At 69.6% G+C, this 21,453-nt stretch carries 18 protein-coding genes and 1 pseudogene; 4 read left to right on the top strand and 15 right to left on the bottom strand.

The window, feature by feature from the left end:
- Nucleotides 1-187 precede the first annotated feature (187 nt).
- Nucleotides 188-4,159: a hypothetical protein gene (locus tag ACZ52J_RS35185; RefSeq protein ID WP_465624579.1), complete on the top strand. Its 3,972-nt coding sequence runs from the start codon at nucleotides 188-190 to the stop codon at nucleotides 4,157-4,159.
- 305 nt (nucleotides 4,160-4,464) lie between these two features.
- Here the strand turns inward: ACZ52J_RS35185 and ACZ52J_RS35180 are convergent, their stop codons facing one another.
- From ACZ52J_RS35180 to ACZ52J_RS35150, 7 genes are all read right to left on the bottom strand, one after another.
- On the bottom strand, nucleotides 4,465-4,887 hold the full coding sequence (locus ACZ52J_RS35180) for a ubiquitination-like system serine protease family protein (RefSeq protein ID WP_465624577.1): 423 nt from the start codon (nucleotides 4,885-4,887) through the stop codon (nucleotides 4,465-4,467).
- Nucleotides 4,884-6,053 carry a ThiF family adenylyltransferase gene (locus tag ACZ52J_RS35175; protein ID WP_360263730.1) on the bottom strand — a complete coding sequence of 390 codons (1,170 nt, stop codon included), beginning with the start codon at nucleotides 6,051-6,053 and terminating at the stop codon, nucleotides 4,884-4,886. Before ACZ52J_RS35175 ends, ACZ52J_RS35180 begins: the two co-directional genes overlap by 4 nt.
- Nucleotides 6,028-6,288 (bottom strand): multiubiquitin domain-containing protein, encoded by a 261-nt coding sequence (locus tag ACZ52J_RS35170; protein WP_360263732.1) that lies wholly within the window; start codon nucleotides 6,286-6,288, stop codon nucleotides 6,028-6,030. Before ACZ52J_RS35170 ends, ACZ52J_RS35175 begins: the two co-directional genes overlap by 26 nt.
- A 111-nt stretch (nucleotides 6,289-6,399) precedes the next feature.
- Complete coding sequence (locus tag ACZ52J_RS35165) at nucleotides 6,400-6,684, bottom strand: DUF3892 domain-containing protein (protein ID WP_360263734.1); 285 nt, start codon at nucleotides 6,682-6,684, stop codon at nucleotides 6,400-6,402.
- A 146-nt stretch (nucleotides 6,685-6,830) separates the two neighbouring features.
- Complete coding sequence (locus ACZ52J_RS35160; RefSeq protein ID WP_360263737.1) at nucleotides 6,831-7,856, bottom strand: ImmA/IrrE family metallo-endopeptidase; 1,026 nt, start codon at nucleotides 7,854-7,856, stop codon at nucleotides 6,831-6,833.
- 13 nt (nucleotides 7,857-7,869) lie between these two features.
- Nucleotides 7,870-8,775, bottom strand: coding sequence for a hypothetical protein (locus tag ACZ52J_RS35155; protein WP_360263740.1), 906 nt, complete (start codon nucleotides 8,773-8,775; stop codon nucleotides 7,870-7,872).
- A gap of 75 nt (nucleotides 8,776-8,850) precedes the next feature.
- Nucleotides 8,851-9,804, bottom strand: coding sequence for a hypothetical protein (locus ACZ52J_RS35150; protein ID WP_360263742.1), 954 nt, complete (start codon nucleotides 9,802-9,804; stop codon nucleotides 8,851-8,853).
- A 389-nt stretch (nucleotides 9,805-10,193) separates the two neighbouring features.
- Here ACZ52J_RS35150 and ACZ52J_RS35145 point away from each other — a divergent pair, with 389 nt between their 5' ends.
- The 3 genes and pseudogenes from ACZ52J_RS35145 to ACZ52J_RS35135 form a co-directional block, all read left to right on the top strand.
- Complete coding sequence (locus ACZ52J_RS35145) at nucleotides 10,194-11,495, top strand: cytochrome P450 (RefSeq protein ID WP_465624573.1); 1,302 nt, start codon at nucleotides 10,194-10,196, stop codon at nucleotides 11,493-11,495.
- A gap of 120 nt (nucleotides 11,496-11,615) precedes the next feature.
- Nucleotides 11,616-12,257 (top strand): recombination directionality factor, encoded by a 642-nt coding sequence (locus ACZ52J_RS35140; protein WP_465624571.1) that lies wholly within the window; start codon nucleotides 11,616-11,618, stop codon nucleotides 12,255-12,257.
- Nucleotides 12,258-12,291: 34 nt separating this feature from the next.
- Nucleotides 12,292-12,459: pseudogene (locus tag ACZ52J_RS35135) on the top strand (pirin family protein); the annotation flags it as partial.
- Between the two features lie 199 nt (nucleotides 12,460-12,658).
- On the opposite strand, the gene ACZ52J_RS35130 reads toward ACZ52J_RS35135, so the two are convergent.
- From ACZ52J_RS35130 to ACZ52J_RS35095, 8 genes are all read right to left on the bottom strand, one after another.
- Nucleotides 12,659-14,578 carry a glycoside hydrolase family 15 protein gene (locus ACZ52J_RS35130; protein WP_465624569.1) on the bottom strand — a complete coding sequence of 640 codons (1,920 nt, stop codon included), beginning with the start codon at nucleotides 14,576-14,578 and terminating at the stop codon, nucleotides 12,659-12,661.
- A 27-nt stretch (nucleotides 14,579-14,605) separates the two neighbouring features.
- Complete coding sequence (locus tag ACZ52J_RS35125; RefSeq protein WP_360263750.1) at nucleotides 14,606-15,055, bottom strand: hypothetical protein; 450 nt, start codon at nucleotides 15,053-15,055, stop codon at nucleotides 14,606-14,608.
- Nucleotides 15,052-15,996 carry a hypothetical protein gene (locus ACZ52J_RS35120; RefSeq protein WP_360263753.1) on the bottom strand — a complete coding sequence of 315 codons (945 nt, stop codon included), beginning with the start codon at nucleotides 15,994-15,996 and terminating at the stop codon, nucleotides 15,052-15,054. Before ACZ52J_RS35120 ends, ACZ52J_RS35125 begins: the two co-directional genes overlap by 4 nt.
- A gap of 74 nt (nucleotides 15,997-16,070) precedes the next feature.
- Nucleotides 16,071-16,322, bottom strand: a complete 252-nt coding sequence (locus ACZ52J_RS35115; protein WP_465624567.1) for a hypothetical protein — start codon at nucleotides 16,320-16,322, stop codon at nucleotides 16,071-16,073.
- Nucleotides 16,319-16,837, bottom strand: coding sequence for a hypothetical protein (locus tag ACZ52J_RS35110; protein WP_360263758.1), 519 nt, complete (start codon nucleotides 16,835-16,837; stop codon nucleotides 16,319-16,321). Before ACZ52J_RS35110 ends, ACZ52J_RS35115 begins: the two co-directional genes overlap by 4 nt.
- Before the next feature lie 29 nt (nucleotides 16,838-16,866).
- Complete coding sequence (locus tag ACZ52J_RS35105; protein ID WP_360263761.1) at nucleotides 16,867-18,399, bottom strand: Mur ligase domain-containing protein; 1,533 nt, start codon at nucleotides 18,397-18,399, stop codon at nucleotides 16,867-16,869.
- Between the two features lie 89 nt (nucleotides 18,400-18,488).
- Nucleotides 18,489-19,922: a glutamine synthetase family protein gene (locus ACZ52J_RS35100; protein WP_360263764.1), complete on the bottom strand. Its 1,434-nt coding sequence runs from the start codon at nucleotides 19,920-19,922 to the stop codon at nucleotides 18,489-18,491.
- Nucleotides 19,919-21,418, bottom strand: a complete 1,500-nt coding sequence (locus ACZ52J_RS35095) for an amino acid permease (protein WP_360263766.1) — start codon at nucleotides 21,416-21,418, stop codon at nucleotides 19,919-19,921. The genes ACZ52J_RS35100 and ACZ52J_RS35095 overlap by 4 nt, the downstream gene beginning before the upstream one ends.
- Between the last annotated feature and the right edge of the window lie 35 nt (nucleotides 21,419-21,453).

The raw sequence follows: 21,453 nt of genomic DNA, 5'->3' as shown, positions 1-21,453 counted from the left end.
GTCCGCTGCCTAATCAGACGGGCTTGGACCCTCTACCGCTGGGATACCCGGCCTCGAAGCCCCCGCATCCGATGACCTACTGGCGGACGCCCTTAAGCCCGGTGTCCTGTCGGCAGAAGCCCTCTTCGACTGGTTCGAGAGCTGGCAAGACAGTTCCCTCCTGTTCCTGCGCCACGTTGAGCAGGTAATGGTGCTGGCCGACGGATCCGCCGGTTCGACCGCCCCCAGGGTGCTGCGGCTCAGCTGGCGCGACGCTGCGACGCTGCGCCTTCCGATGGGTAAGGCTGACTGCGACGTCCGGGTCAGGGAGGCCCGCACCTCTGATGGCAAGTCCTGGCGCGTCTACGACACCTGGGTCCCCACCGAGGCCGGATGGCATCGCCTGCACAAGAAGCTCGGCCCGACTGTTCCGGTGGCCGTGGCGCTGCCGCTGTACGAGGCGGCGACCGGGAGCGTCCATGCTGGCTTGCCAGTCGCACCGCTCGCCGCCGCCGCCCGGGTGCACTCTCACTTCGACCCGGTCGTCAGCCGCGAGGGCTTCGCCGCAAGCTCGTTGAACACGGCGCTGGTTCCGGTTGTCGCCGACCTCTGGCAGGCAGCGGTGCTCGACGTCCTCGCGCGGGTGGATCCGTCAGCGTGGCATCTGCTGCCGCTGCCCGAGCTGGTATCCCCGGACCGCGCCGGGCTCCCGGGCCATCTCCGGGCCGCCTTCCTGGAGCGGGCGCGGGATCAGGTGGCCACCGCGCTCACCCTGCGGGTCTCGGTCGGAGTGGCTGTCCCGCTCGCCGACCTGGCTGTCGAGGCAGAGGAGCTCTCCGAGGTGATCTCGGAGCGGGACACCGCCCTTCTGGCGGGGCTGGAGCACACCTTTCCCCACGTTGCCCGCGACCGAGCCGGGCGCTGGCGCTTGGTGCTGGCCGACTGGCGGGACGACGGCAGCGCGAGACTCACGGACGAGGTCGAGGTCAGGGATGCACTTGGGCTGCTCCAACTGCCCGCGTACGCCATCGACCGGACTGTCCGCCTCACAGCCGTAGCCCTCGCCGCAGGCCTGGACTACCTGGTGATCCATCGGTCCTGCCTCGCCACGGCCGACGGTCGACGGCTGGCCCCGTCGAGTGCCGAGTACGCCATCGCCCACAGTGAGGGCACCGGACCGTTGGACCCCGTGGGCATCCTCTGCGACCTGCATCCCGCCTACTGGGCCGACGACGACGCGGCCCGACGGGTGGTCACCTGGCTCCGCCAACGCAACTGCCTGGTGCGGCGTGACGACACGGCCGCCATCCTTCGCCGCATTGCTCAACTCGGAGCGGCCGGCGGCCGTTTGCCGACCACGGGCGCCTCAGGAACCGAGCAGCTCGTCCTGCTCCAGCGGGCACTCGGCGAGCTGTCGAAGGCCGAGCGCGACAAACTGGGACCAGACATCGGGCGAACCGTCCAGCTCGACGCGTACGAGTACGGCCCGGACGGGGAGGAGAAGACCTGCCAGGGCCCGCCGAACCAGCTCTATTTGTCCCAACCCCTGGAGAGCACCGACGGTGACCGGTTCGCGGTCGCCGCGCGGAGGACCACCGGCCTGCTCTGGGCACACCGCTCCTACGCCAAGACACTGCTCCCCGCCTCGCAAAGCGGGGGCCTCAGCCGGACGGCGTTCCTGCGCCTGCTGGGCGTGTCGGACGCTCCCCGCCTCGCCCCGATTCGGCTTGACCCGCCGGCTGTTAAGAAGTACGAGTCGCGGGACAAGCGCTCAGGGCTCTTCCGCGAGGTCATCCTCTCGACCGACGCCCGCGGGCGAAGGATGCGGGAGCTCCGAGCCGACTACACCCTGGACGATCGGATCTCGGGGGACCTGGACCGGGTTGTCAGGGACATCAGCGCGGAGCGCGACGTCACCGAACGGCGGCGGCGCACGGCCGCACTGCTCCAGACGCTGGGCCGCCCAGGCATGCTTACCAGCCCCGACCACGCGGTGGTCCAAGCGGCCAACGCCTACCACGGCTGGACCCTACGCGGTCCGATCCCTGCGCTCTGGGTCTGGCGACTGCGGGCCGCAGCCTGGCTGGAGGACGCAGGCGGCACCCTGCGACGCCCCGGGGAGCTTCAGCTGCGTACCCCGGATGCCGTGGCGCTGTACGGACAGGACGAGCCGAACTACCTGCACCCGGAGCTCCAGCGCGCGCTCTCCAACCGGGTGGAGGTGCTCACCGCCCTGGGGGTGTCCGGTGATCCGAGTGTGTCCCAGCTGATCGACCGGCTAGAACAATTGCGCAAGCGTGCGTTGCCCGCTGGGCCGGAGGGGGAGGAGCTCAGGGCCGAGGTCTACCTGGTCTACCGCGCACTTGCCCGACGGCTGACCGAGCGCGCTGCGGACACTCCCCGCACGCAGGTTGAGCAGGAGATCACGACAGCCTTCCAAGGTTGGAAGGACCTCGTCCTCACCGACCTGGGCTGGCGCAGCCCCGGCGCCTGCTTCCGGGGCGCGACTATCCTGCACGGCCTACGCCCATTCGTCCCGACCGGGAGCGAACTGCTCCCGCTCTGGCAGACCCTGGGCATTAAGGAACCCGGCCTCGGAGACCTGGTCGACGTACTCAAGGAGCTCGCAACCGACGGAGGGCCACTCGGCGAGGAGCAGGAGCGGGTGATGCTTGAGGCACTGCGGTCGCTGAACCAGGCCGTAAGGAGCGCGGGCACGGCCATGACCCCAGGCCTGCGGCAGAAGCTGCGCTGGCTGCCGCTTTGGACCAGCGCGGGCTGGGTCAAGCGGCCGCCGGTCTACGCTGTCGTCTCACACCACTCGGTCGAACGGGCGCTGGCCAACCGCATCCCGATCTGGCAACCCGGTGGGGAACTGGAGCAGTTCACCGGCCTGCTCGGGCTGCTCGGCGTGCAACGGCTGGACGCTGCCTCCGCCGAGGTCGTCGATCCGGCCGGCGCGGTAGCCGATCCGCACCTCACTGAGAGCTTCGGCCACGCGGTTCACGTCCTGCAGGACCGACTCGTCCGGGACGAACCAGCAGCTGCCGCCGCGTTCACCGAGTGGACCTGGCTCGCCGGCCTGGAGGTCCGCATCCTGTCCGGACTGCGCATCCGGCTCGACCCAGGCGAGGGCTGGGACCCGCTGGAGGTCCCGGTCGGCGCCCACATCGATCGCACGGCCAACGTACTGTTCCTTTCTGCCCCAGGGGAGCTGCGCACCCGCCTGGGCGCCGGATCCGCCGTGGCCTGCCAATTCTCCGGCGCGCGTGCCCAGGTCGCACACCGCTGGCGGGACTTCTGGGAGGAGGACGAGGCTGCCACCGTGCCTACCGCGCCGCTCACCTCCGCCGGGCAGCGGGACTTCGAGGCGCGGCGGCGGCGGGACGAAGTGCTGCGCGACCGCGACCGGAAGGCAGCAGAGGCCACACCCTCCGCGCCGCCTGTCCCTTCTCCGCAGCCCGCGACGGGCGCCCGGCGTCCCCAGACGAAGCCCACCGCGCCCGTACCCTCTCCCCGGCCCGCGTCCGACAACCTGCTGTCGACGGTGCCTCCGACAGCACAGACGCCGCCAAGGCCCGATCCCGCGGCCGTCTCGGTGACCCCGCGCCAGCTAGTCAGCGCTGAAGGACTCGGCAAGCCCACCGTCACCCGAACCACGCCTTCACCTGGCGGTGGGGTGCGGGCCGCTCGGACGCACCGCCCCACGCCCAGCCGCGTCGCTGGCCTGTCGACGCCCAGAACAGGCGGTGCCGTGCCCCGCGAGCTGTCCGCTCCGCTTGGCTACCAGGACCGCTCCAAGGAGAGGCTGGTCCTGCAGCTCCTCGCGTCGGTCCTCGGCGAGGACGCTCGAGAGCTCGACCAACGCGGCAAACACAGCGTCGGGGCAGATGCAGTTGACAGCGCCGGCCGCTTCTACGAGATCAAGGCGCACGGCGGCCCCCGCCCGAACGAGGTCACCCTGACCAGAGCCGAGTTCCTTCGCGCCCAGGAACAGCGGGAAAACTACGTCCTAATCCTGGCCGAGCACCTTGAGGAGGGCAGCGGCGGCAACCCGGCCCTGCTGATGATCAGCGACCCGCTGCGGCAGTTCGATGTGGAGCCCGTGTCAGAGGTTCGTCTCAAGGGCCTGCGTCGCACCGACGTGAACGCGACGATCTGGGAGTGGTCAAAGAGCTGACGAGAGCGGGCCTCTTTGGTGTCGGCTCCGCAGTCGTTCGCCAGCCTCGGTTGCGGTGTTCACCGATTCGGTGCCCGCTTGTGGACACGCGTGGGTCCGGTGCTCGCCGCCTACAGGCATGTCGGAACCCGACACTCGGGGCTGTTGTGGACACTGTCCTGTGTCCTTCCCGCCTGTAGTCAAGCGGACACCGGAACGTGTCATTTAACTCATCTGATCTGAAACGAAGTTGATCACCTTCGTCCAGGCCGGCACGCCCGCGGCGGGCTGTGCATTGGTGTGGTCATACAGGGTGATGGGGTTCGTCAGGATGATCGTCCGGGCGTCCACAGGCGTCGGAGCCGCAGCCAGCGGCGGAGCCTGGAAGTTGGTTCTGGTGCGGGGACCGGGGTGCTCGGGTCGAGCAGGCGACGATCGCGGGCCCGGTTCTGATCGATCTCCGCCGCCGAGTACCGGTGGCTCCAGCGGACGCGACCGTCATGGATCCAGTAGTGCGACTGGCAGCGGAGCGACCAGTTGCCGATCGACGGGGCCAGGGATACGTTCTCGCCATCAAAAGTGAGCTTCCACTGCGCGGGGGAGAGCGGTGTGATGACTTCGTGTCCGCAGCCGCAACAGCACAGGTGACCGCAGGTGCGGTAGGGGATCGAGATGTACAGCTTCCCTGGATCCATCGCCGGAGGGAACGTCTCGGTGAAGACCGGACGCAGGGTGTCCTGGGCGGTCACGGGAGGTCCTCGTTGGCGATCTCGTTGGTGATCAGCGAGTAGGTGCTGTGTCCCTCATCGGTGGCGTCGGCGTAGATGCCGATGAAGCGCTTCCAACGGATGACGGCCAGGACGGCGTTCAGCGCGTTCAGGTCCGCGGTCTGAATGTTCCGCCCGTAGGCATCGCGTTCGAGAGCCGGCTGCGGGATGCGGCGGCGGGCTGGGACACGACGGGTGGGAAGACTCGTGGTGACACGCAGCAGTCCGCTGAGGCGGCCGTCGACCTCATCGACGCCCATGCCGACGTCGATGAACGGCACCTTGTGCGCTTCCAGCCAGTCGATGATCGCCGGTTTGCCGGTGGCGTCGTCGGAGGCGAGGAAAACGAACGTTGCTCCGGTGAGCAGGTCGAGGTTCTCCTCGTCGAGGTACTGCTCGCACGCCGTCACGCCCCGGTGCATGTTCGAGTAGATCGAGGCGAGGTAGACGGCCTTGGCCGGGCGGCCGCGCAGGATGTCGAGGGTCGGGGCGCCTGGAGCCCGGAACGCGTTGTGGTTGTCGAAGGTGTCGCCGTCGACGAGGAGGATCGACTCGACCTCGGTCTTGGCTACTTGGTCGAGGATGTAGCTGCCGGTGCCTCCGAGGCCGACGATCACGACGCGATGGCCACGGAAGCGGCGGTTGACGGCCGCGATGCCGGCGCGAGATGTGGCGGTGTCCCGGTAGACGAAGGGACTGTCGTCGTCGATCTCCTGCCAGGCCGCGCCCGGGGTGGGGCTCGCTGAGGAGTCGAGTGCGCGGGCCTGGTCGGCGATGATCCGGGCGTACGCGGTGATCTTCGTGTACTCGTCCGGGTAGCCGTCGGGCCCGGGCTTGCTGGAGAGCATGAAGTCCGCCCGCATGCCGTTGGAGATTTCCCGGTGTTCCGCGGTCGCCAGCGCCAGCGGCCAGCCGTGCTCATCGCACGGGACGGAGCCGCTGAACCAGATGCGGTGGTCGGTACCGGACTCCAGGCGGTCTCCGCTGACGGTCACGGGGTAGGTGAGGAAGCCGTGCTCGACAGTGCGGTTCTCGGTGACGTACGGGATGTGCCGGATGATGAGGTGGCCGGCGTGGATGACGACGTCGTAGCCGTCGTCGAGAAGGCGGGCCAGGTCGGCGTCACGAGCGAGAAGTGCGGTAGACATCGAAGACCATCCCCTTCTTCACCGTGGCGCTGTGGCCGGCCGTGAGGCTGCCCGCTCCGTGTCCGTCCTGGCCGCGGCTGTAGCGGACGGTGTAGGTGTCCTGGCCGGTCGGTGCCTGGCCGGGATAGGCGAGGTCGACGACCTGCTCGAAGGTGATCTTCTTCGCCACCCAAGTGTGCGGGCGGGCGTTGACGACGATCGTGAGGGGTGTGGGCCCGTGGCTGTCCTGGGACATGAGTCCTCCTAAAGATGAGTTGCGTGGTCGGCCCCGAGGTCTCCCGGGGAAGGCGGGGCGTCTGGCATGCCGCCGAGAGCAGCGCGCTGGACAGCCGTGCGTCGCGGTGGGTCAGCGCCGAGGTAGGGCGAGGAGGTTGTTGGTCCACACGCCGTCGGCGCGGGTCCGCAGGTACTTCTCGCCCTGGGCGGGGGTCACGACGAAGACTTCCGCGCGGCGCCCAGCTGCGTCGCTGGTGTAGGCCGTGCCGGACTTGCTCTCGATCCAGTCGACGAGCTGCGCCCGGGTACTTCTTCGAGTGTTGCCGGACGTCTGGTTGGTCCACCACAGGATGGTGATGTGCTCGTGCGTGGTGCCGCCGGGGGACATGCGCACTGCGGTGATCTGAAGGGCCATTGTTCTGCTCCTGCCGGCCGAGTTCCGACGGTCCCGAGGCCGGCACCCGGTATCCGTGAGCGCCCCGGTGCGGGGTGCTTCGCCTGGGACAGACGACGTAACTCGTGAGTAGCCGTGAGTGCGGTGCGGAAGCGACTGCTGAGGCGTCAGACGCAGTTCAGACAGTGGTCGCTGCCCGGCGAGAACATCCTGGGTGGATGCAGGGTGAAGCAGCCGGGGCACTGGCGTTCGGCGACGCGGGGCGGGCAGGCGCAGCGGCCGCACTCGGGGCAGCTGGGGACGCGGCAGCGCGGGCAGGACGGTACGAAGGAGTGGTACTCCTCGTCGCAATTCGAGCAGATGTATTCGCGCGACTGGGGGCCGGTGTCGGGGGTGGGCGGGGTGAAAGGGCGCCAGGGGGCGGAGTCGGCGACGAGGACGGCGACGAGGTAGCCGTCCATCGGCGCGATGTCGGTGTGCAGTTCACGTCCGAGGATGCCGTCGCGGTAGCGCACCCGGGTCCGCCCCCGGGCGCGGCCGGAGCGGGCCATGGCACGGTCGACGACGGGGATGTCGTTCTGGCGGCTGCCGCGTGGCAGGGGTGGAAGGCCGTGGGAGGCGCCGAAGACGAGGCGCCCCGCATGGTCGAGGAGGAGGATGTGCCCGGGCGCGGGTAGGCGCTGGGCAGCTCGCACGCACACTGCCATCCGGGAGGCGTTGCTTGCCTGCCACAGGTGGGTGATCGCCGACGCGTCGGGTCCCGTGGCGTCCAGGTGCCGGTCGACGTGGGAGGCGGGCAGCAGGATCTCGGCGGCGAAGGCGTCGCACGCCGCGTCCTCCAGGAGGACACCCCCATCGGGTTCCCCACTGAAGGCCTCCATGAGGGCGAAGCTGTTTGTCTGCAGATGGTGGCCCAGCTCGTGCAGGGCCGTGAACTCCCGCCGGGCGAGGCTCGCCGTGGCAGCGACCGACAGGCGCGGTGGCGGCCCGGGGTCATACGCTCCGGCGACGCTGCACCCTTGTTCTGCCCGGTTCTCCTCGACGTCCACGACGGTCAGCTCATCCCAGGTTCTCAGCTCTGCGAGAGCGCCTTGGGTCAGGAGCTCCACCGCGCCGGGACGCACGGCCTCGAGTTCCCGGACCATCGCCGCGGCTTGGGCCCGGGCTGCGGCGGCGAGAACGTGGTTGACCACGCGAGACCCCCTTCTACTCGCCCAGACACAGTTCGAAGTAGCGGTCGGTGCGCGCTGTCCAGTTCGGCCTGGCTGGTCCGTCCTGGCGTGCCGCAAGGGCGAAGATCCCGTACGCGGCACGCAGCCGGGCGTCGTGCTCTGCCTCGTTGTACCGCGCGGCGAGCGCCTTTACCTGCGCGCGGCGCAAGGGACGGTTCAGCTCGTGCACGACCTCGTGCGGCAGGGCGGGGTTGGCCGCGATCAACTGTTCAGCCCGCTGGCCCAGGCGATCGGCGAGGGTGGCGGCCTGGTCGGGGGTGAGGGGCAGCTTCCCCCTCCACACGGCCAGTGCTTGGGGTGGCAGCAACTCCAGCTCGGCCGCGAGATCTCCGGGTGTGATGGCCTTGTCCTTGAGAAGCTGCGGCAGGCTTCCGGTTCCCTCTGGCTCCCAGCGTGCTGCCGAGAGGACCGCGACCCGGCCCGCCAGGAGCCCCCGGTACTCGTTGGCTGCGGCCGACTCGGCTGTGCTAGCGCCCCGGGGGGCACCCGCCACGGCACCGGCGAGCGAATGGCGTGTCAGGGAGGCTGGGCAGTTCGACAGCTCACTGACCTGGCGGTCCAGCACGCACCAGGGAACGGTAGCTTCCAAACCCCACCACAGCGCCAACGGCTCCTCTAACGTCGATGCCGAAGCCGGGAGGAGTAGGGTGTTGCCATCGGCGTACCGCTCGAACGAAGCTGGTACGGCCCGCAGTGTGTCGTCGCCGGTTGAGGTGACGAGCAGCGGCTGGATGACGTCTTTCCACGCAGCGCGCCAGATCTGGCCAGGCCGCGGGTCCTGGGGCGGTTCGGTGGCCACCCGGCGGACGGCGGCGGGCACCTTCAGTCCCGCTGCGACAGCCACCAGCCGCTGGTAAGCAGTGGTGTGGACAGAACTCATACCGTCTCCCCCGTGGCTGTGGTCCATCAGCGCATTCTCTCTTCACTGGATCTGGACGACGCAACTCGGGACCGCTCAGAACTGGGCATCATCGCCCCGCCGCAGCAGAGCTGCCATCACCGCCCATTGATCGACGTCCGAGGACAAAGCTGCGCGAAGCTTCGTCTTGAGGTTCGAGAGGACAGCAGCCGCGTGACGGTACCGGATCTCCAGCAGCTGTGCCGCATGGTGAGCGTCCTCTTCGAGATGGGGAAGCAACAGACGCTCGTTGAGGGTCAGCCGTTGCCAGATGTCGTCAGCCACCCCCTCGGCCGCGACGGGGACGGCCGTGATGGCGGCCGCACGCTGGTCGGAGAGTTCGGAGACTGCGCCCTCGTCCGCGTACAGGGTGGTGAAACGTGCCGGTGCCAGGAGTTCGAATCGGGCCTCAAGAACCCTGGCGAGTTCTTCCTCCCGTACCGCACCCCGCGCGTACCGCAGCACGCCTAGGAGAACGGTCTTGAGGGCATGGACTGTCTGCTTGGGCGTGGGGCCGGAGTGGTTCCAGCGGGTTATGCCGACTCCTGTTATCCGCACAGCCTGTGCGATGAGGTCGTCGAAGCCTCCCTGCCACACGGCGCCGTCGGCGTGCTCGACCAGCGTCCAGCGCGGCGGCGGACCCGCGACCTTTCGGTAAGCCGAGTCCTCGCTCATCAGACGGGCAATCCGGCGTCGTAGCTTGCCCCGCGGCGTCTTCTTCGCCTCGTCGATGAGGAAATTCCTCACCGACGTGAGAAACAGACGCTCCAACGAGGCGTCGTCAACGGCTAGCACCAAGCAGCTGGTGACGAACTTCCGTCCCTCTCCCTTGCGGGCAAGCATCGCATTGATCAGGTCGTAGGCGGCGGGGTCGCTCCACTCCGAGTGCCCTTCGGGTGGCGGGAAGCCGTAGGTGCGGCGCACCTGATGCACCAGCCGCCGCAGCAGTTCCAAGCTCGCATACCCCAGCTCACCCGTCTGCGACAGCTCCTCGAAAGCACTGGTTGCCACGAGCCACCCCGATTCCCCGAAACCCGCCCACCACCCGTAGCCACAGAGCAGCCCCGACCTGGATACACCACCATCCGGGCCGGGAGCGCGGGACACGCCCGAGGAGTGCGGGAGCGGTTCAGGCCCGGGCCGTTGCGCTTGGGACGCGGGTCGGTGTGACGGTGGACCGAGAGGACGCGGTTCGCTGTTCCGCCGCAGATGTACGCGCAGGGTGTGCCGTACGGGTTGTCGCGGAGCTGCGGGCGGTCGTGCCGGGGGCCTGGGCGGTGGTGCGGTACACGGAGGTCGAGCGGACGACGATGCATGATCAGGACATTCTCGCCGCCCCTAGGGTGGACCGGCTCCAAGAAACTGGCGGGCTGCCGCGGCGCGGCGTACGGTCGGCCGGCATGGGTTTCGATCAGGCGCAGGTGAACCGGATCTTCCTACCCGAGACCTACGCCGAGGGTGTGCCGTACGAGCTGTTTCGGGAACTTCGGACGGCGGCCCCGGTGTGCTGGGTGGAGGAACCGGCGGTGGGGGAGTGGCCGCCCGGGCCCGGCTACTGGGCGGTGCTGCGGCACGCGGACGTGAAGCAGGTGCTGCGCCGCCCGGAGGACTTCTCCTCGCACCTCGGCGCGACCCAGATCCGGGACCCGGACACCCTGGCCGACCTGGACTTCACCCGCACCATGATGCTCAACCAGGACCCGCCCGACCACTCCCGGCTACGCCGGGCCGTTGCCGCCGCCTTCACTCCGCGTGCGCTCCGGGAGTTGACCGCCGCCATCGAGGCCCGCGCAGCCGAACTCATCGCTGCGATCCGCCCGCTGGGCGAAGCCGACTTCGTACCGCTCGCCGCCGACCTGCCCGTGTGGACGCTCGCCCGGATCCTCGGCGTGCCGGAGCAGGACCGGCAGCTGCTGGTCGACTGGTCGAACCGCGTCATCGGCTACCAGGACCCCGACTACGCCCACTCCAGCACCGCCGACCCGTCCCGGCTCACCGACCTGGGCCGCGCCGCGCTGGCCCACCGCCCGGAGGCTCGTATCACCCCCGACGGTCGGCCTATCAACCCGCGCTCGCGGGCCGCACTCGCGGACATGTTCGCCTACGCGCACGTCCTCGCGGAGCAGCCGCCGCCCGGCAGCATCGTGGCCCGCATGCGGGAAGCCGGGCTGAGTGTCGCAGAATTCGAGACGATGTTCTTTCTGTTCGGCGTTGCCGGTAATGAGACTCTGCGTAACGGTCTGCCGGGTGGGCTGCATTCCTTGCTCACCCACGCCGACCAATATCGCCTGCTGTGCCGACGGCCGGGTCTCATCGCTTCAGCGGTGGATGAGCTGCTTCGATTCTGGCCGCCTGTATTGGAGTTTCGGCGCACGGCTACGCGAGACGTCGAGCTTGGTGGGCAGCTGATCCGTGGCGGTGACAAGGTGGTTGTGTATCACGCTTCTGCCAACCGCGATGAATCGGTCTTCTCAGATCCGGATCGCCTGGACATCGCCCGCGTGCCGAACGATCACGTCAGCTTCGGTTTCGGCCCGCACTTCTGCGTTGGGGCGCAACTAGCCAGGATCCAGATGTCGGCCTTGCTCCGGCGAATCGTCGCCGAGCTGCCCGATCTGGAGCTCACTGCGAGCGTGCCGCCGACCCGGCTCGTCTCCAACTTCCAGAACGGGCTGAAGGGCCTGAGTATCCGCTGGCGATAGGGCGGGTGTTCTGCGGGACGTACGTCGGTTGGACCGGTCTATACCGCACGGCTTCGGCGGGGCCAAATCGGTAACGGTCGGGACAGTGGGTTCTTCGCCCGCGAGTCCTGGAGAACCGCCATGCTGACCTGTTCACACCGTGCTGCCGCTGGGCCCCAAGGTGCCGACTGCGAGTTCGCGGGGCATCTTCGTATGCGGCAGCCAGCTAATTACGCAGCCGCCCCGTCATGGGAGCTCGCCGTCCATGATCGATCGACTGCCACGGCTGTTTGTAAGGCATTCGATGGTTCCCTGGAAGCGGCTGACTTCAGCTCCGGAGTTGATGTAGTGGTGACAGCGGCCAGCCTCGATATTGTTATCGACGGGATGGAGTCGGTGTCCCTGACTCTGAGGCGACAGGTGTCGGGGCGGGTCGTCCATTACTGCGATAGTCGCCACGTCGTTGGCTCGATGAAGCCAGGTGCCAGGTGCGGCTGCCCGTCTTCCTGGGACGAGCGGCGAATGCGAGCCAGGTCTGGTCGAGGGCCTCGGCCGCATGCCAGGGTGCTGTTTCGTTTCCCGAATCTTCCAGATGCTGGAGTATTTGAGTTTGCCACATCGTCCTGGGATTTCGCCGAGTCGCTGAACGGCGTAATGAAAGATCTCGGTTCGGTGAACGAGCGCCGTGCGGGGGCAATGGAAATTGATGCCGTCGAGTTCACCACCCCCGGCAGGGTGGGCGTGAGTTACTGCCGACCTTTGCTGAAAATTCTGACAAGGTAAGGCGTTTTTCGTTCTGCCAGTTTCCTGGATCCGCTTGTTGTGGTGGAACTTCATCGGCCGATCCGGTGAGGAGATCGTACAGGCGCGAACGAATTGGGAGAAGGGTTCCCGATTCGGTGAGGTGTACGGCTACGACGGAGCCCGCCTGCCTGCCCCGGCGCTGCCTGACATCCCACTGAAATCGCGCGGACGGGTGTGTTGACCTGGGGAAACCTGCGATCGACGGGCTGCTCTCCTGCTGGCGGCCGCCGTGCCAGGGCAGCCGATCCGCTGCCCGTGCGGTGCCCGTGACCCGGAGGGCTTGGCGTGCTCGGGGAGGGCCGGGCCGCTCGAACCGGCCCGGACCACGGGGCAGGTCCGGGCGCTGCCGATGACGTTGGACACGGGCGGCATGTGAGTGCTCATAGGCCAGCTCTCTGCCGGACCCCCGCGACTGTGGACGTCCCCAGGTCCCGCTCGGGGGGTGCGCCGGCGGGCATGGTGCGTTGAGCGGGTAGGTGGACGGCGTCGGTCTGTCGCAGGGCGGTGCCGACCAGGGCGAGGTGGCTGAAGGCTTGCGGGAAGTTGCCGACCTGGCGCTTGAGACGGGGGTCCCATTCCTCGGCGAGCAGGCCCAGGTCGTTGCGAAGGGTGAGGAGGCGGTCGAAGAGTTCGCGGGCTTCCTGGACGCGGCCGATCATGGCGAGGTCGTCGGCGAGCCAGAAGGAGCAGGCCAGGAAGGCGCCCTCGTGGCCGGAGAGGCCGTCGACGTTGTTGCCCGACTCGTCGTGGGTGGGGTAGCGCAGCACGAAGCCGTCGTCGGTGGACAGTTCGCGCTGGATCGCCTCGATGGTGCCGATCACGCGCTTGTCGTCCGGGGGCAGGAAGCCGACCTGGGGGATGAGCAGCAGTGAGGCGTCCAGCTCCTTGCCGCCGTAGTACTGGGTGAAGGTGTTGCGCTCCGGGTCGTAGCCCTTCTCGCAGACGTCCGTGTGGATCTCCTGCCGCAGTCGCTCCCAGCGGGCGAGTTCCTTCGGTGTGGTGTCCGGTCGGCGGCGCAGCAGGGTGATGGTGCGGTCGGTGGCGACCCAGGCGAGGACCTTGGAGTGGACGAAGTGCCGGCGCGGGCCGCGGATCTCCCAGATGCCCTCGTCGGGCTCGCGCCAGTGGTCCTCGGCGAAGCGGGCGAGGGCGCGCAGCATCGCGTCGGCGTCGCGCGAGGGCGGCAGGCCGGCGTCCTCGGCGGCGAGCAGGAAGTCGGCGATCTCACCGGGGACGTCAAGCTGAAGCTGTCCGGCGGCGCCGTTGCCGACCCGGACCGGCCGGGATCCCTCGTAGCCGGGGAGGTGGTCCAGTGTTCGTTCGGCAAGGTCGGTTTCACCGCTGAGGCCGTACATGATCTGCATGTTCTCGACGTCGCGGCCCAGGACGCAGAGCAGCCAGTCGCGAAGGGCCTCTGGCTCCTCGGTGTGGCCAAGGCGGGCGAGTTCGGTGGCGGTCAGGCAGGCGTCGCGCAGCCAGGTGTAGCGGTAGTCCCAGTTGCGCTCGCCTCCGATCTGTTCGGGCAGTGAGGTGGTCGGCGCGGCGACGATCCCGCCGCCCGGGTTGCACAGCGACTTGAGGACGAGCGTCGAGCGCACCACGGCGTCGCGGTCGGGCCCCCGGTAGGTGCCGCGGGACGCCCACTCGCGCCAGAACTCCTCGGTACGTGCGAGTGCCGCGCGGGCGCTGCGGATGGTCGGGGTGGTGGGCAGGTGTGAGGGCTGCCAGGTGAGGGTGAAGGTGGTGTACACGCCGTACGTGATGGTGAAGTCGGCGCGGGCACTGTCTTCGGTGACGGTGTGGTGCTGGCCGTCGAGCCAGTAGGTGTCGGGGTAGGTGGTGGCGCACAGCCGAGGGGCTCCGGTACGCGCAGTGCGGGTGATGAGCGGGCTGTTGGCGCCGTAGCCGGGACGGGGGCGGAAGAGCGAGGTCATCGCCACCGTGCCCTTGAGTCCCTCGACGATCCGCATGACCTGGGGGACCTGGGGGCCGCAGGGCATGAAGTCGGTCACCCGGACGATGCCGTTCGGGGTGACCCATTCCTGCTCCAGGATCATGGTGTCGCCGCGGTAACGGCGCCGGTCGGACGGTCGCGGGATGCCGTCCGTGGCCGGGGCGATGCGCCAGAAGCCGTGTTCTTCGGTGCCGAGCAACTCGGCGAAGACGGCAGGGGAGTCGAAGCGGGGCAGACATAGCCAGTTGACAGTCCCGTCGCGGCGCACGAGGGCGCCGGTGGCGGTGTTGCCGATCAGGGCGAGGTCTTCGATGAGGGGGTGAGGGCGGAGGGCGGGGGTGCGCATGCTGTTCCTACGGGTGGGTGGTGGTACTCAGGGCCGGGCGGTGCTCTGGGCGTTGAGGTGGTCGAGGGCGGCGCGCACGGTGGCGGCGAGGCCGGAGGCAACGGCCAACCGGGGTATGGTGCCGAGCAGTTCGGCGCGAATGAACCGCTGGGCGCGGTCGTCCAGGTCGCAGCCGACGACCAGCGCGGTGCGCGAACGGTGGAGGAATCGCTGCTGGAAGTCGCGGACCTGCTGTGCGCCCTGCGGGCGCCACAGGAGGACGGCGCTGAAGCGCCGCAGGTTGTGCTCCTGCCAGCCGAACGGTGTTCCCGTTCCGGTGCCGGGCTGGGGATTGAGGACGGTGCCGGTGAAGCTGGCCGAGTCCAGGAGGGTGATGACGTTGTTCTGCCAGCCCGGGCGGCCGGTGCCAGAGCATGCCAGGTACAGCGACGGGTTGCTGTCGGAGGCGTAGTGCTCCGGGTACTCGACCAGCCTCATCGGGCACGGCCGGAGGCGGTGCCCGAGACGGGTCGGCCGAGAAGAAGGACCATGACAACGGCGTGGGTACGGGTCTTCGCCCCGATGGCGTTGGTGGCCCGGGTGATGACGCCGCCGATGTTGTTCTGGTTGATGCCGGTCATCCGTGCGACGGTGTGCACATCGTGGGTGGCGAGCAGGGTGAGCACCTGGCGGTCGCTCGGGGCGAGTTCCGGGAGCTCGTCGGGCAGTGCCGCGCGAAGCTCGGCGGTGTCGAGCAGCTTCGAGAGGATGAGGTCGGCGATGGCACGGGTTCGGTCGCCGAAGCCTCGGCGACGCATCACCTGCGACATGGTGTTGGAGGCATTGCCGGCGGAACAGCCGAGCTGCTCGGCGACGCCGTCGTAGCTGTGCCCGAGGGCGAGCTGCACAGCCACGTCGTGCTCGTGCCGGCTGAGTCCGTTGCTGTTCTTCGCGGCCACCTTCAGGGCCCCGGAGTGGCTGAGCAGTACCCGGCGTGCGCTGCTGGCCCGGGCCTCGTGCATCGTCTGGCCGGTCGCGATGACGAGGCAGGTCCCGACCGGCTGCCCGAGAGCGAGGGCTGCGGCCCGATAAGGGTTGGTCCCCAGCTCGCGGTGCTCCACCGCGCTCACGGACACCGACCACACGTTGGGGACGCGCTGCGCAGCGAGCATGTCGGTCACCTGGAAGCCGAGCCGCTGGACGACCAGGGCACAGGGGATGGCCAGGGAGCCGGCGCGCATCAGCAGGCGCAGCAGCGGGGCAGGGTTGGTGGCCGGCGCCGGGGCACCCATGGCCAGGAGCCGGGGATCGGCCCCGGACAGACGGGTGGCAGGCAGCTGGACGAGTGCGCTGGCGTCAACGAGGATGCCCGAGCGGTTGATGAGGTGGCGGTCCAGATCGCGGGCCGAGATACCGTCGGCAGGTCGTAAGGTGCTCATCTTCTCTCTGGTGTTGTCGGGGTGCGGCCCTGGCCCGAAACGGCCGCCATGGGGTGGTGCGGTGGAGCAGGTGTTCAGTCGCCCGGCCGGGGCGGGTCTTCCTGGGAGGAGCCGCCCTCGTGCTGTGGCCCGGAGCGCGAGGCGATCAGGCGGTCGGCGACGGCCAGCGTGCCGAAGACGACGAGCGCGAAGATCGCCAGGTAGAGCGGTTGGGTGAGCTGAGCGCGGTGCTGGACGAGGTAGAGGACGGCGGCCCCGACCTGGAGTCCGACGAGAAAGCAGACGAGGCCGATCGCGGCCCTGCCCCCGGTGCGCTGGCGGTTCATGCGGCCGGCCTGCGGGGCACGGCGCGGTGAAGCGGTTCGGCGGGCCACGTGGGGTCGATGTCGCTGAGGTAGACCAGGCCGGCCAGGACGGCAGCGATGCTCGCCTGCACCTGGGTGTGCACGCCCAGGCGAACGCGCAGGTCCCGGCCATAGCCACGCACAGTGGCGGTCGTGACATCGAGGTCGACCGTGAGTTCCGGGGAGGTGCGCCCGCTGACCCAGCCCACGAGGATCCGGTACAGGTGCGGGGGGAGGCAGATCGGAATGGTGAGCGCCGTGCAGGGCTGCGCGGTGTCGGTGATGACGCGGTGAGCGGTGCCCCAGGCGACGAGTTGGCACGCGGTGCGGGTGCCAGTGGCCATCAGCAGATTCTTGACGGCGGCGTCGACTTCGGCGGGCTCCCAGGGGAGTTCGGGGTCGGCCGCGATCATGCGGACGGTGGACTCGATGGCGATATGGCTGAGAAGACGAACCTGCTGCTCGGTCAGGGTGTGGGCGGGAAAAGCGATGGTCATGGTGACGTCTCCGGTGGTCGACGGGCGGTTCACGGGCAGTCGGCGTCCGGGGCACCGGTCTGCGCGAGGCGGTCCAGCAGCAGGGCTCCGAGCCGCTCGGCCTGGCCGGTCCCGACGACCAGGACGAGGTCGCCCTCGGCCGTCATCTCGAAGAGCCGCTGCTCGGGGCCGGATTCGCGCGGGCCGCAGCGGACGCGGTGAACCGCGTCCGGGCCGAGGACCCGAACGGCGGCCCGCTCGACGGCGTCCAGCGGGTCGGGTCCGTCGTACGCGGTCAGCGGGGTGCTGACCGGCAGCAGCAGCGCGTGGTCGGCGTCGCCGAGGGCGGCGCCGAGGCCGCCGGCATGGGCGCTGGTGCGGGCGATGCCGTCCGGCTCCAAGGCGACGATCACGTTCCCCTCGGTGAGCATCCGTGCGGCCGTCACGTCCTGGGCGACCTCGCGGGGGTGCCTGGCGCGGGAGTCCACCACGGTGATGCCGCACTGCGTGCCCAGCACGGTGAGCGAGCGCTCGACACCCCGGAAGGTGGCGAGGCGCGCCGCCACAGCCCCCGGGTCCTCGCCGACCACGAGGGCGGTGGCAATGGCGGCGCACGCCGCCAGGGCCTGGTGACGGCCCGCGACCGGAACGATGAACTGGTACTGCACACCCTGGTAGTGGAGGGCGAGGAGGTGCTCACCGCCAAGCCACCGAGGCGGGAGAACCCACACATCGGCGCTCTCATTGAGGCCGACGGTCACCACCACGGTGGGGCCGTTCGGGCCGGGCCGGTCGGTGAGTCTCTCGCGAAGGATCCTGATGCTCTTGTCCCACAGCGGCAGGACCACGATGCCGGAACGGTGGGCGAGGCCGGTGAGAGAGTTCAGGGCCTCGACCGTGTCCTCGAAGTGCGGCACGTTCCCCGCGGCGGCGAGGATCAGTGTCACCTCCGGTCGAGGCCGCCGGTACGGGGACGCGGTGTTGGGGCGGTAGCTCCAGGACCCCTTGGGTGCGGGCTCGTGGGTGGCGGTGTCCGGGCAGAGGTCCACCACCAGGCGACGGTCGCCGCTGTGCCCCGGCGGGCGGTTGATGGTAGGGGCGTTGAGGATCCAGCCGGTGCGTTCGTCGTCCAGCGCGGCGGCGAGCACCGCCGCCGCCGTCGCGGTGCCGTGGCTGCCGCCGACGGCCACCAGCTGCTGGCCGAAGTCCGCGGTCAGCGAGGCGAGCGCGTGTGCCCGGGCGAGAACCGGCAGTCGCAGTTGCTGGCCGCGGTCGAGTTCGGGGTGCGGAGCGGCCAGCACCCCCGACCACACCACGCAGCTCCGGTCCTCCCGGACGTGCCCGGCGTCGAAGCCGACCGTGACGTCGACCCCGGCCTTGCGCAACCGGGCGGCAGCGGCACTGTCACGGTCGACGGGATCGATGCTGCCGGTGACCTCCAGGCCACGGGAGGCCATCCACAGCGCCAGGCCCTCCATACCGGGCTTCGCGACATCGACCAGGTGCGCCCTGGTCAGCACGTCCGGCGGACTGGCAGCAGGGGTCACGCCTTGGTGCGTGCGGCGTTGGACGACGGTGTCCATGAAGGTCCTCCAGCAGGTGAGGGCAGGGTGGGAGGTGGAACCGGGTCGGCCGCGGGCCCGGGGGTGTGGCGCCGCGGCCGACCCGGGGCTCAGGCCTGGGTGAGACCGCGCTCCAGCTCGGCGTCGGTGACGCGGGCGACGTGGTGGTCCAGGTCGAGGCGGGCGACGCGGGCCAGGTGCGCGGTGACCAGCTCGTCGAGCAGGTCACCGGCCAGCTCGTTGGTTTCGAAGGCGGCCAGGGCCTCGGCGAGGGATTGCGGAGCGGGTGGGGCGTCGAGGTTCTGGTAGGCGTCGCCGCTGGTGGCGGGCGGGGGCTTGAGTCCGGCCTCGATGCCGTGCCGGATCCCGGCCAGGATGGCCGCCAGCGCCAGGTAAGGGCTGGCGTCCGCACCGGGCAGCCGTACCTCCAGCCGCAGGCTGCGGCCGTGGCCGACCACCCGCACCGCGCACGACCTGTTGTCCCGCCCCCAGGTGAAGCGGGAGGGGGCGAAGGAGTGGTCGGCGAAGCGCTTGTAGCTGTTCACGTACGGCGCCCACAACGGGCCGAGGACCGGCAGTACAGCCAGGAGCCCGGCCACGGCCTGCTCGCCCAGCCCCGACAGGGCGGTCCCGTCCTCGGGGGCGGAGGTCAGCGCAGGCCGGCCGTCGACGTCGTGCAGCGAGACGTGCAGGTGCATCCCGCTGCCGACCCCGGTGGCCGGCGCCGCCATGAACGACGCCGTCAGGCCCTGCTCGTCGGCCACTGTCCTCGCGGCGTGCTTGAACAGCAGATGCTGCTCGCACGCCGCCGTCACCGGCCCGTAGGGGAAGGTGACCTCCAGCTGGCCGTGGGCGCCTTCGGCCTTCACCGCCTCGACGGGCAGGCCCGCCTCGGCGAGTACCTGCCGCAATCGCCTGGTGAACTCGCGTACCGGCGCAGGCAGGTCGAGCGCGTAGTCGCGGTTGTCCCAGGTGACGGGACGAAGCCCGCGCCAGCCGGCCGCTGCCGCATCCCGGGCCGTGCCCTCGTAGAGGACGAACTCCGTCTCGACGCCCACCTTCGCGGTCAGGCCGAGGCCAGAGAGGCGCTGCTGCTGTTCGGCCAGTACGGTGACCGGGGCGAGCGGGTGCGGCCACGACTTGCTGATCGGATTGGCGAGCACCAGGGCGGTGGACGGCAGCCATGGCAGCATGCGGGCGTGCTGGGTGTCGGGCAGCAGCCCGATGTCACCGAACCCGGACTCCCAGGAGAACGACCCGGTCGCGGGTGCGGTCATCCCGAGATCGGTGCCGATCACGTACCCGCACATCTCCGGGGCCAGCCGCCCGGACTCAAGCCGCTTCACCAGCCCGGCCGCGTCGAACTCCTTGCCCTTGAGCCGGCCCTGCGCGTCCACGGCTGCCAGCAGTACCGTCTCGACGCCGAAGTCGTTCACCAGTTGGCGCAGCGGCCCGGTCGGCGAGGCCGTCGCCGGGGCGCCAGCGGTGCGGTATCGGGCGGCTCGCAGCTTCACCGTTCGGCTGGTGCGTCGGCGGCTGGTCACACGACCTCCTCGGTCAGCTCGACCAGCTCGGCCGACCGCTGGACCGGCGGGGCGTACGAGCGCCCCGCGCGGATCCACCACGCCCACGCCAGCAGCAGCACCGCCAGGAGGGCGATCGGGGCGTAGTTGAAGGTGTCGACGGTCACCGGGTAGCTCTGCGGCAGGCATACCAGCACGCTCACCACGGCCACCCAGCCCACCGCGATCCACCCGATCACGGGTCCCCGGCTGCCCAGGTTCCACGGCCCGGGCCGGAACTTCCGCCCCCGGCGCAGCCGCAGGTAGATCGGAACCGCGTACGCCGGCGTCATCCCCACCACGTTGACCGCGGTCACCGCGCCGTACGCGGTCGTGCTGTACAGGGACGGCAGCGCGAGCACCAGCGCCGCCCCCACCGACAGCCACACCCCGGCCACCGGCGTACCTGTACGTTCCGACACCCGGCTCCACAACGCCGAACCGGGCAGCGCCCCGTCCCTCGAGAACGCGAACACCATCCGCGCCGACGCCGCCGTCTCCGCGTTCCCGCAGAACAACTGCGCCACGATCACCACGGCCAGGAGCACCTTGCCGCCGGTCGTCCCGAGCGCGTCGATGAAGATCTGTGCGGGCGGCACGCCGGTGGTGGTGCCGAGGACCGCGTCGTAGTCCTGGACGGCGAACAGCATGCCGGCGAGCAGGACGGCGCCGGCGATCCAGCTCACCCAGATCGAACGGACGATCCCGCGGGGCGCCGACACCGCTGCCTTGGTGGTCTCCTCGGACATGTGAGCGCTCGCGTCGTAGCCCGAGAACGTGTACTGCGCCAGCAGCAGACCGACCGCGCTCACGTAGATCGGGTTGCTCCAGCCGGTGTTGTTGACGAAGTGTCCGACGACCCAGCCAGCGTCCTGGTGCTGGCTGGGCACGATCGCGAGCGCACCGACAATCAGGACGACGCCGCCGATGTGCCACCACACCGAGATGCTGTTGAGTACGGAAACCCGCCGCACCTCCGGCAGGTTCAGCAGCGCGTGGAGCAGCAGGACGGCCGCGAAGATCGCGAACAGGCTGCCCGGGTTGGGCTCGTAGCCGAACTGGAGGTTGAGGAAGGCCCCGATGAAGCTGGCGGCGCCGTAGTCGATGCCGCAGATGCCGCCGATCAGGCCCAGCAGGTTGAGCCAGCCGGTCACCCAGCCCCACCGCGGTCCGCCGAGCTGGTGCGCCATGAAGTACAACCCACCGGAAGTCGGGTAGGCCGAGGTCACTTCGGCGAGGGCCAGGCCGACGAAGAGGACCATCGCCCCGACGCCGATCCAGCCCCAGAACATCACCGCCGGCCCGCCGGTGTTCAGGCCGAAGGCGAACATCGTCATGCAGCCGGACAGGATGCTGACGACGCTGAAGGCGACGGCGAAGTTGCCGAACTCGCCCATCCTTCGAGACAGACGCGGTTCGTAGCCGAGTTGGCGAAGCCGTTCCTCGTCGGTCGGCGGCGCGGCGTGGGCGGGGGACATCGAGGTAGACCTCCGTATGGGGAGAAGGCGGGTAA

It is taken from the genome of Kitasatospora sp. NPDC034035 (assembly GCF_055575755.1).
The sequence above is the reverse complement of the archived record's forward strand: the minus strand, read 5'-3'. Positions and strand labels throughout refer to the sequence as shown.